The organism is Microcoleus sp. B4-C2, assembly GCF_036705265.1.
In the GTDB taxonomy this organism is placed as follows: domain Bacteria; phylum Cyanobacteriota; class Cyanobacteriia; order Cyanobacteriales; family Microcoleaceae; genus Microcoleus.
The window spans coordinates 1-9,029 of sequence record NZ_JAUBUB010000152.1 but is presented as its reverse complement, the minus strand read 5'-3'; the positions used below and the strand labels follow the sequence as shown (position 1 = coordinate 9,029).

At 46.8% G+C, this 9,029-nt stretch carries 9 protein-coding genes; 6 read left to right on the top strand and 3 right to left on the bottom strand.

The window, feature by feature from the left end; genetic code table 11:
- Window positions 1–202: 202 nt before the first annotated feature.
- Window positions 203–715, bottom strand: coding sequence for a signal peptidase II (lspA, locus tag QUB20_RS27285; RefSeq protein ID WP_333052190.1), 513 nt, complete (start codon window positions 713–715; stop codon window positions 203–205).
- Between the two features lie 198 nt (window positions 716–913).
- The gene (locus tag QUB20_RS27280) at window positions 914–1,492 is read right to left on the bottom strand and encodes a biotin transporter BioY (RefSeq protein ID WP_006635529.1); all 579 of its coding nucleotides are present in this window, start codon (window positions 1,490–1,492) and stop codon (window positions 914–916) included.
- 476 nt (window positions 1,493–1,968) lie between these two features.
- On the opposite strand from QUB20_RS27280, the gene pstS reads away from it, so the two are divergent.
- The 4 genes from pstS to pstB all read left to right on the top strand — a co-directional run bounded on the left by pstS (window position 1,969) and on the right by pstB (window position 6,295).
- A complete protein-coding gene (gene pstS, locus QUB20_RS27275) occupies window positions 1,969–3,144 on the top strand; it encodes a phosphate ABC transporter substrate-binding protein PstS (RefSeq protein ID WP_333251094.1) in 1,176 nt (391 codons plus the stop codon).
- 325 nt (window positions 3,145–3,469) lie between these two features.
- Complete coding sequence (gene pstC, locus QUB20_RS27270) at window positions 3,470–4,426, top strand: phosphate ABC transporter permease subunit PstC (RefSeq protein ID WP_333244957.1); 957 nt, start codon at window positions 3,470–3,472, stop codon at window positions 4,424–4,426.
- Between the two features lie 34 nt (window positions 4,427–4,460).
- Window positions 4,461–5,357, top strand: a complete 897-nt coding sequence (pstA, locus tag QUB20_RS27265; protein WP_333244960.1) for a phosphate ABC transporter permease PstA — start codon at window positions 4,461–4,463, stop codon at window positions 5,355–5,357.
- A 137-nt stretch (window positions 5,358–5,494) separates the two neighbouring features.
- Window positions 5,495–6,295: a phosphate ABC transporter ATP-binding protein PstB gene (gene pstB / locus QUB20_RS27260; protein WP_333052302.1), complete on the top strand. Its 801-nt coding sequence runs from the start codon at window positions 5,495–5,497 to the stop codon at window positions 6,293–6,295.
- 363 nt (window positions 6,296–6,658) lie between these two features.
- Here pstB and QUB20_RS28805 read toward each other — a convergent pair whose 3' ends face one another.
- Window positions 6,659–6,922 carry an NblA/ycf18 family protein gene (locus tag QUB20_RS28805; protein ID WP_445242989.1) on the bottom strand — a complete coding sequence of 88 codons (264 nt, stop codon included), beginning with the start codon at window positions 6,920–6,922 and terminating at the stop codon, window positions 6,659–6,661.
- Window positions 6,923–7,057: 135 nt separating this feature from the next.
- Here QUB20_RS28805 and QUB20_RS27250 point away from each other — a divergent pair, with 135 nt between their 5' ends.
- Window positions 7,058–7,654 carry a phycobiliprotein lyase gene (locus QUB20_RS27250; protein ID WP_333251096.1) on the top strand — a complete coding sequence of 199 codons (597 nt, stop codon included), beginning with the start codon at window positions 7,058–7,060 and terminating at the stop codon, window positions 7,652–7,654.
- 262 nt (window positions 7,655–7,916) lie between these two features.
- A complete protein-coding gene (locus QUB20_RS27245; RefSeq protein ID WP_333244967.1) occupies window positions 7,917–8,675 on the top strand; it encodes a phycobilisome rod-core linker polypeptide in 759 nt (252 codons plus the stop codon).
- Window positions 8,676–9,029: the final 354 nt, after the last annotated feature.

The window sequence follows — 9,029 nt, the reverse complement described above, 5'->3', positions numbered from 1 at the left end:
AAAGTGGGATGGGCGTCCCGCCCGTCCAAAAAGGACGGGCGGGACGCCCATCCCACAAGAACAATTAAAATTGTAAGTTATTTAATTCGCGAGCCTAAGCAAAAAAAGCTCGGCATCCCATAAACCTGAGAACGGTACAGCCCGTGGGTGGTTAATCGAAAATCGAAAATCGAAAATCGAAAATCGATTGACTTGTTGAAAGTTAGTCTGAAATAGAATCGCGATCGTCCTGACTTTTCGGAGTCGGCGGTGCACTGTGAAAAGTTGCAATCAGCAAACAGATAATCCCAGCATTAATAAACACATCGGCTAGATTAAATACGGGGAACCGAATGATCCGAAAATCGATAAAATCTACAACATGGCCCGAAACAAATCGATCGATCCCATTCCCTAGTGCTCCCCCCAAAATCAAACCGTACCCAGCTTGTTCCCAGCGGTTAATTCGCGGCCCGAACCAAGCCAGCACCATCAATCCCACACTAACGGCCAAAGACAGCCACCGCAACCAAATCGCCCCGCCATTGCTGAACAGACTAAAAGCCGCACCGGTATTAACAACATAAGTGAAGTGAAACACTCCGGGTAACAGCGGCTGCGTCTGCGGAGGAACCGTCAATTCAAAATTTTGCACCACCCAAAACTTAGCCAGGTGGTCTAAAACTAAACTGATAACAGCAGCAACCCAGAACAAAGGATTTCTTTTAAAACGCATGAATTAAGCAATAGAAAATGGGGCATCGGGCATGAGAGAATTTACTCCAATCTCACGTGTCATTATGAGCAGAATGCAGTGCAGGAAAGCAATCCCAGCCGCAGCGCGATGACTCTCTCGTTGGGCAATGTATAGTATAACCTTATTTGACACAACAACCAATCCCCGATTACCAATTCCCAATTCCCAATTACCCAATCAATAAAACATCAAGCGGCGCAAAGTAAATGACAACACTGCGATCGCACAAACTACCGCCAATTGTCCCGGCAGGGGATAAACCGAATATTTAAGAATCTCATCGAATAAAGGTGTTTTTTTTGCTGGAGGCAGCCAGTAAGTAAAAATTAGATAAATTAAGCCGATCGCGTGAACAGTGAACAAACCGCACAAACAGCTAAAAGCCATAGATTCCAGCCGCGAAGCCACCTTAAAAGCCACCCAGCCGCACACCCAAGCACCCGGTACAAAACCCAGCAAATACCCAAAACTCGCTTCTTTGAGATAGCCGATGCCGCCGCCTTGAGAAAAAACTGGCCACAAAGTTAATCCTAATGCCAAATAGGCAATTTGCGAGAGAGCCGCAGCATTTTTCCCCCCCATGCAGCCTACTAGCAAAACGGCTCCAATTTGATAGGTAACACCTAAAGAGTACGCCTGAAGTCCTCGATCGTCCCACAACCCAATGGGAATTGTGACAGATGCAGGCAAAAAAGTGCCTCCTATCGTCAGGAGCAAACCAATAACAGCCCAGATTAATTCAATAGGAGCAGGCATTATAGCAGAAGAAAGAAGGAAGACCGAAGTTGCAATCGACCGTTTATGTTTGTGCAATTAAGAACGTCCTAACCGTCAGGGCGGTTGCTATATCATCAAACGGCATTCCTCAGAATGTATTTGTCAGATGCAAGCTTCAATGCCCGCAGCTTTTAAATTCTTAATCCTAGCACTACTATCAAAATAACCACCATTGTAGGGTTTTCTGGTTCTCAAGCGTGGATCTTGTGATAATTTAATGGGGAATTTTTCGCGATCCTCTTCGAGGGCTTCGCTAACGGGCGATCGACTGGTTTCCGTACAAATCTATCTTGCCTATATCTCATGAAATCACAATTGTCAAGATCATCTATTAATTAATAATATTAATTAATATTAAATTGCCATTAAATGTAAAGATTCTTAACCCAAGCTTTACTTTTGCGCGCTATGCTGATGCGGGACACCCATATAACGATCGCAGCTTTTGTATACCTATGCTTTTTCGTCTTAACTTGATTAATCCAAACCGTCTGACTACTGCAATTTCCGGTATGGCGATCGCCCTCAGTGTAGCAGCTTGCAGCAGCCCAAGCACAACCACAGGCAGCAGCCCCAGCCCCGGCGACACCGCAGCTAGCCCCGTTGCAGCCACCGGCACAGCACCAAACACCAAACTCGCCCTAGCCTCAAACTTAGCCCTGACGGGTGCCGGCGCGTCATTTCCAGCACCCCTGTACCAGCGCTGGTTTCAAGATTTCAACACAGCCAATCCCAAATTACAGATCAATTATCAATCAGTAGGCAGCGGCGCCGGAGTCGAACAGTTTACCAAAGGTACGGTAGACTTTGGAGCCAGCGACACCGCCATGAGTGACGAGGAAATTGGGAAGGTGCCCGCCGACAGAGGCGTGCTCTTGCTGCCGATGTCGGCTGGCAGCATCGTGATCGCCTACAACCTGCCAGACGTACCCGAACTGAAGTTGCCAAGAGCCGTTTACACAGATATCTTCTTGGGGAACATCACCAAGTGGAACGACCCCAAAATTGCAGCAGCTAACCCGGGCGCTAAACTGCCCGACCAAAATATCACAGTTGTACACCGTTCTGACGGCAGTGGTACGACAGACGTATTCACAAAACACCTCAGCGCCATCAGTCCAGAATGGAAAGAAAAAGTAGGGGAAGGCAAGACAGTAGAGTGGCCTTCTGCCGGTAAGATTGGTGGCAAGGGGAATGAAGGTGTGACAGCTTCTATTCAACAAACCGTTGGCGCTATAGGCTACATTGAGTACGGCTACGCCAAGAACAACAATATCAAGTTTGCTGCCCTGGAGAATAAAGCCGGCAATTTTGTAGTGTACAACGACGCAGCGGGGGCCAAAACCCTTGAAGCAGTGGTACTACCGGAGAATCTCCGGGCGTTCATTCCCGATCCGGAAGGGGCAGAGTCCTATCCTATTGTTAGCTACACTTGGATGCTCATCCCCAAAACAGTTGCTGACCCCAACAAAGCCAAAGCAATCGAGGCCATGATTGAATACGGCTTGAATGAAGGTCAAAAGGTCAGCCCTGAATTGGGCTACGTTCCTCTGCCCCAAAACGTTAAAGAAAAAGTAGCAGCGGCCGCCGACGGCATCAGCCCCGACTACAAAATTGAGGTTGCCCAATAGTAATTGTTGACTGTTGACTGTTGACTGTTGACTGTTGGAAAAAAGGGGAAAGAAAAAAGCAAGAGAGATATTTGTGTAGGGGCGGGTTCACCGACAATAATTGCCTAAAATCAATAATCCGATCGACCCGCCCCACCCAACGGTAAATCGCCATTTACCTCTTTCAAAATACAATGGTCAGGTTTTACCAAAAATAATTGTTGAAAAGTCAGGGGATTAATAAACCCGCCCCTCTTTGATTTTATTTATGGTCTTTCTTTCTGCTTCCTTCTAGCTTTTTCCGAAACAGACTATTTTCCGCTACTATATATTTGGTTTTTTTTCTATGATTTCAGACAATCACAGCGCTCAATCACAGAGCAGATCGCGCTCTGGGGCAGAAAAGTCTTTAGACGAAGGCTTTATCTGGCTGACTCGGATTTTGGGTATAGGAGTTGGTGTAATATTGCTGCTAATCGCGCTCACCGTTGCTTATCGGGCTTTACCGGCGATTCAACAGTACGGTTTGGGATTTCTATTTGGCAGTAGCTGGAATCCGGTTAAGGAAGAGTACGGTGCGCTGCCAATGATTTACGGGACGATCGTCAGTTCGGCGATCGCGCTCCTAATTGCTGTACCATTAGGAGTAGGGACTGCCATCTTCTTGAGTGAAGATTTTTTGCCGCTGCCAGTGCGTACAGCTTTAGTTTTTTTAGTAGAACTTTTAGCCGCCATTCCCAGCGTAGTCTACGGTTTGTGGGGAATTGCTGTATTGATTCCCCTGATTACCACTCTCGGCAGGTTTCTCAACAGCACTTTCGGATGGCTGCCGATTTTTAGCACCCCGCCAGTGGGCCCGGGAATGTTACCAGCCGGAGTAATTTTGGGAGTCATGACTTTGCCCATTATTACTGCTATCTCCCGCGACTCTTTGGCAAGTCTCCCGCCCGAATTACGGCAAGCATCTCTGGGTTTAGGAGCTACTCGCTGGACAACAATTTTTAGAGTGCTCGTACCGGCGGCTTTTTCCGGCATTGTCGGCGGAATTATGCTTGGGCTCGGTCGCGCTATGGGAGAAACAATGGCTGCAACTCTGTTAATTGGCAATTCCAATCAGTTAAGTCTTTCTGTGCTAGCTCCAGCAAATACTATTGCTTCTCTGATGGCAAATCAGTTTGCGGAAGCTTCGGGATTGCAAGTGGCGGCTCTGATGTACACGGGCCTAATTCTGTTTATTCTGACACTGATTGTTAATATTTTGGCAGAGTGGATTGTTTCTCAAGTCAGAGCGAAGTACAACTAAAAGTTGGCCGCAGTTTCCCATACAGTGTTGATTTATGTCAAATATCTCATCGGAAGATCACAATCCTTATGCCTCGAATACAGGCAGTTTGAAGAAGGTTAAAGGCACTCCGCAATCGCTGTTCAATATCGCGATGACGGGACTAGCAGGAGCCTGTTTGGCAATTAGTCTTTTGCCTTTGTTTGCAGTGCTTTCTTACGTCATCGTTCAAGGTTTCAATCGCCTGAATCTAGACTTGTTTACCAAGCTGCCACCGGCGCCCGGACTATCGGGAGGCGGTATTGCTAATGCAATTGTCGGTACATTGATGACGGTGGGAATTGCTTCTTTAATTGCTGTTCCTTTTGGTGTATTGGCAGCCGTTTATTTATCGGAATTCAGCAGCGGCCAAATCGCTCGCTGGGTACGCTTTGCTACTAACGTCCTCAGCGGCGTTCCTTCGATTATTGCAGGGGTGTTTGCCTACGGTTTGTTCGTGGTAAATATGGGAGGTTTTTCGGCAATTGCAGGGGGTGCGGCGCTAGCTGTGCTGATGTTGCCGACGATTGTGCGGACTACTGACGAAGCTCTACAAATCGTCCCGCAAGATATTAGATGGGCGTCGGTTGGTGTGGGTGCTTCTAATTATCAGACGGTATTGCAGGTGGTTTTGCCTGCGGCAATTCCGGCTATTTTAACGGGCGTGACGCTGGCAATTGCTCGCGCTGCTGGAGAAACTGCTCCTTTGATTTTTACGGCGCTGAATTCGCCTTTTTGGCCGGCTGGATTTGATAAGCCAACTCCGAGTCTTTCGGTTTTGGTGTACAACTTTGCAACGGTTCCTTTTAAGGCACAGAAAGAATTGGCCTGGGCGGCATCTTTGATTTTGGTGATTATGGTTTTGCTGACGAGTATTCTTTCTCGCTGGGCTACTCGCCAAAAAGTTTATTGAAGGAAGAAGGGCACGACACGGATTTGGACACCGATACACGGATGAATTTAACTGTTTTTCCTTTCGTCTCCTACTTTCTGTGTCTCCCAGTCTCGCCTTCTTGTTATTTTGTAAAATTCGATTGGATAATTAGCTGTATGATGATGGATTTAGACCAGCAAACAGAAACAATTTTACGGACAGAAAATATCAATATTTTTTACGGCGCTTTTCACGCGGTTAAAAATGTTTGTATGGAGATTCCTAAAAATCGCATTACTGCTTTGATTGGGCCGTCTGGCTGCGGTAAAAGTACAATTCTGCGATGTTTTAACCGCCTCAACGATTTAGTTAACGGTTTTCGTTTAGAGGGTAGAATTGATTACTACGATCAAAATCTTTACGCTCCTGATATTGATGCTGTAGAGGTGCGCCGCAAGATTGGGATGGTATTCCAAAAGCCGAATCCTTTCCCGAAGTCGATTTATGACAATATTGCTTACGGTGCGAGGGTAAACAATTATAAGGGGGATATGGATGAGCTGGTGGAAAAATCGCTCCGCCAAGCTTATTTGTGGGATGAGGTGAAGGATAAGTTGAAGCAAAGTGGTTTTTCTCTTTCGGGTGGCCAGCAGCAGCGTTTGTGTATTGCTAGGGCGATCGCGATTAATCCTGATGTAGTGTTAATGGATGAACCTTGCGCTTCTCTTGACCCGATTTCTACGATTAAGATTGAGGAGTTGATGCGGGAACTCAAGGAGAAGTATACGATTGTGATTGTTACTCACAATATGCAGCAGGCTTCTAGGGTTTCTGACCTGACTGCTTTTTTCAATGCTAAACTTTCTGACGATGGGAAGCGGTTTGGCTATCTTGTGGAGTGTGACAAGACTGAGGTAATTTTCCAAAGTCCGAAGGAAGAGTCTACTTTGGATTATGTGAGTGGCCGTTTTGGTTGAGTCCCCGACAGGTTGAAACCTGTGGCTACAAAAACTCTCGTCTCTCTCACTTGAGACTAAAAAGATTTAATTTGCTGAGTATGGTAGCGACAAAAAAAACTGCATAAAACTTTTGTCAATTTAGAATCCCGCTTTCTTGGAGAAAGCGGGATTCTGGGTTTTATGTTTAATAGCTCGATCTGGGATGTTTCACCATTCTCAATAAGCTTTTTAGGAACAGGCTTTCCGGCCTGTTCCACAAGAAAATTCACTCTTTGTGGAACAGGCCGGAAAGCCTGTTCTTGACAATGGTGCAAGATGTGAGTCGATCGTACTTTTTGCAGATACAAGCCACTGATTGTTGTGAAGAAATGCTCGAAGAGTTCACATATTCTTCATCCAATGCTTGAACAGGTTTTCTTTGACCATACTTTGCCGCATAACTTCGAGCAAGTATTCCTGAGCTTGGTCTTGGCTTAACCTTTTGACTTCTTCGCGCAGCACTTGAAGTTTGAACTGCTGTTCCATGCTGAGGTTGGTTGTAGGCATATCCATAAATCGCTCCTCCAGTTTGCTGAGATTAATGCGAAATTGATCGGAATGACCTTTCGCAGGATTTGTTGTGTCTCCTACATTGTAAACTATCATAACATTCCCTTGACAATATGTCCAAAGTAGACATTTTGAAACTAATTTGTGTCGCAAAAGTACATCAAAGTGAGGGGAGCCTTATCATAAAAAGGCGTAAAGACAGGGAAGCCTAAGCCAAAGGAGCTAGTTCGTATGGATGCCATGGAGTTTTTTCAAAGCAGTGCTGGGGAGTGGCGTTCTCAGCGCAGCACTCACCACCTCGCTTTCCGCCAAGCGGAGATTGGGGATTCAAATATTCAGGTAACGGCGCTGGGTGCGGATGACGCGCGAGTCGCCGAGATTTGCAAGATGCACGAAGTCGATCCGAGCCGGGCTGCTGGGGGGGCTTTTGTGACTTGGCACGGCTCGATGGCGTGGGATAAGGATGATGAGAATCATAAAGGGTCTACGGTGTTCGCGATCGTCCCCGATCCTGAAAATCCCCGACAGGGCTTGATGTTGCGCGAACGGGGCTATGCGGAAATTGTGCCGGTGGCTGGCCGTTTTGAGATGGATGACGAGGATGGGCTGCTGCTGATTACCGAATACGAGACGATGAGTTCGATCGAGCGTTTTTGGTTTGCTAATCCGAACGTGCGGATGCGGACAAGTACCGTAAAGCGCTTTGGCGGTTTCAGCACATCGACTTTTTGTACCGAAATTCGGGTGCAACCAGACTCGGATGCAACATCAGAAGCAGCAGCCGATCAAGTGGCCGGCAGCGAGTTTTATTCGGCTCTGGGTTGGTAATTTATTTGACTGTGAACGGTTGACTGTTTATGGTTGACTGTTTACGGTTGACTAAAATCTGCCAACTGCCAACTGCCCACTGCCAACTGCCAACTGCCCACTGACAACAGTCAACAAATGTTACAGATTGTTGCAAAAATTCAGGAAAATCAGATTTAGATTGCGGGAATCCCCTAATCTGTATGTTGGTTAGTTGTATCCGTTTTGCTGGCAGCTCACGGTGTCAACTATTTCTGAAATTTGAGATAACGGAGATTTTAACGTGGCGCTTCCTTTATTAAGCTACGCCCCCAAGAGCCAAAACCAGCGCGTTGCTGGTTATGAAGTGGGCGGCGACGAGCAGCCGAGAATTTTCACAACTGAAAATGTGCTCTCGTCTGGAGACATGGAAAATTTGATTTGGGCTGGATATCGCCAGATTTACAGCGAACACCAAATCCTCAAGAGCAACCGCCAAAAGTCTTTGGAGTCGCAACTCAAGTTCGGCCAAATTACTGTGCGGGACTTTATTCGCGGTTTGGCGACTTCTTCTCCTTTCTTGGAGCGGAATTATCAAACTAACAGCAATTACCGATTTGTAGAAATGTGCGTGCAGCGCATTTTGGGTCGGGATGTGTACAGCGAGCGCGAAAAGATTGCTTGGTCGATCGTCGTAGCCAATAAGGGGCCTCAAGGCTTTATTGACGAGTTGGTCAATAGCGAAGAGTACCTGGATAAGTTCGGTTATGACACAATACCTTACCAGCAGCGCCGAATTTTGCCTCAGCGAGTTGGAGGAGACACTCCTTTCAACTTGAAGACGCCCCGCTACAGCGAATACCACCGTTCGCAGCTTGGCTTCCCGCAAATCATCTGGCAAACAAGTGTCCGCCGTTTTGTTCCTCAAGAACAGCAGCCGAAAGCTGGCGATCCGTCGAACTATTTGGGTATGGCGCGCAATATGCCCATGCCTGCTACTCCGCCCCAGCGCGTGCCTCTGGCTAATATCAATATCGACACGATGGTTCCCCGTCGCCGGTAATTGATGCTGCCCTGATGCGATTATTTGTGTCGGGCGATCGACTGAATCGATCGGCTTTTAGGCTGAGAGAGTTTTGAGTCTTGAGTTTTGAGGTTTGAGTTTTTTGATAAACTTGGAATCCAAAACTCAGGGCTCATAATTTTTGGGGAAAAAAGGAAGTTCGGCAACGAGCAATCTACAGGATTTAACCGATAAATATTAGACTTGAATTGAAGCTATTCTTTGCTCTCCTATCTTGAAATGTATCTGCGTTCCTCTGCGTGCATCTGCCTTCATCGGATCGCGAATTAAATAACTTACAATTTTAATTGTTATTGTGGGATGGGCGTCCCGCCCGTCCTTTTTGGACGGGCG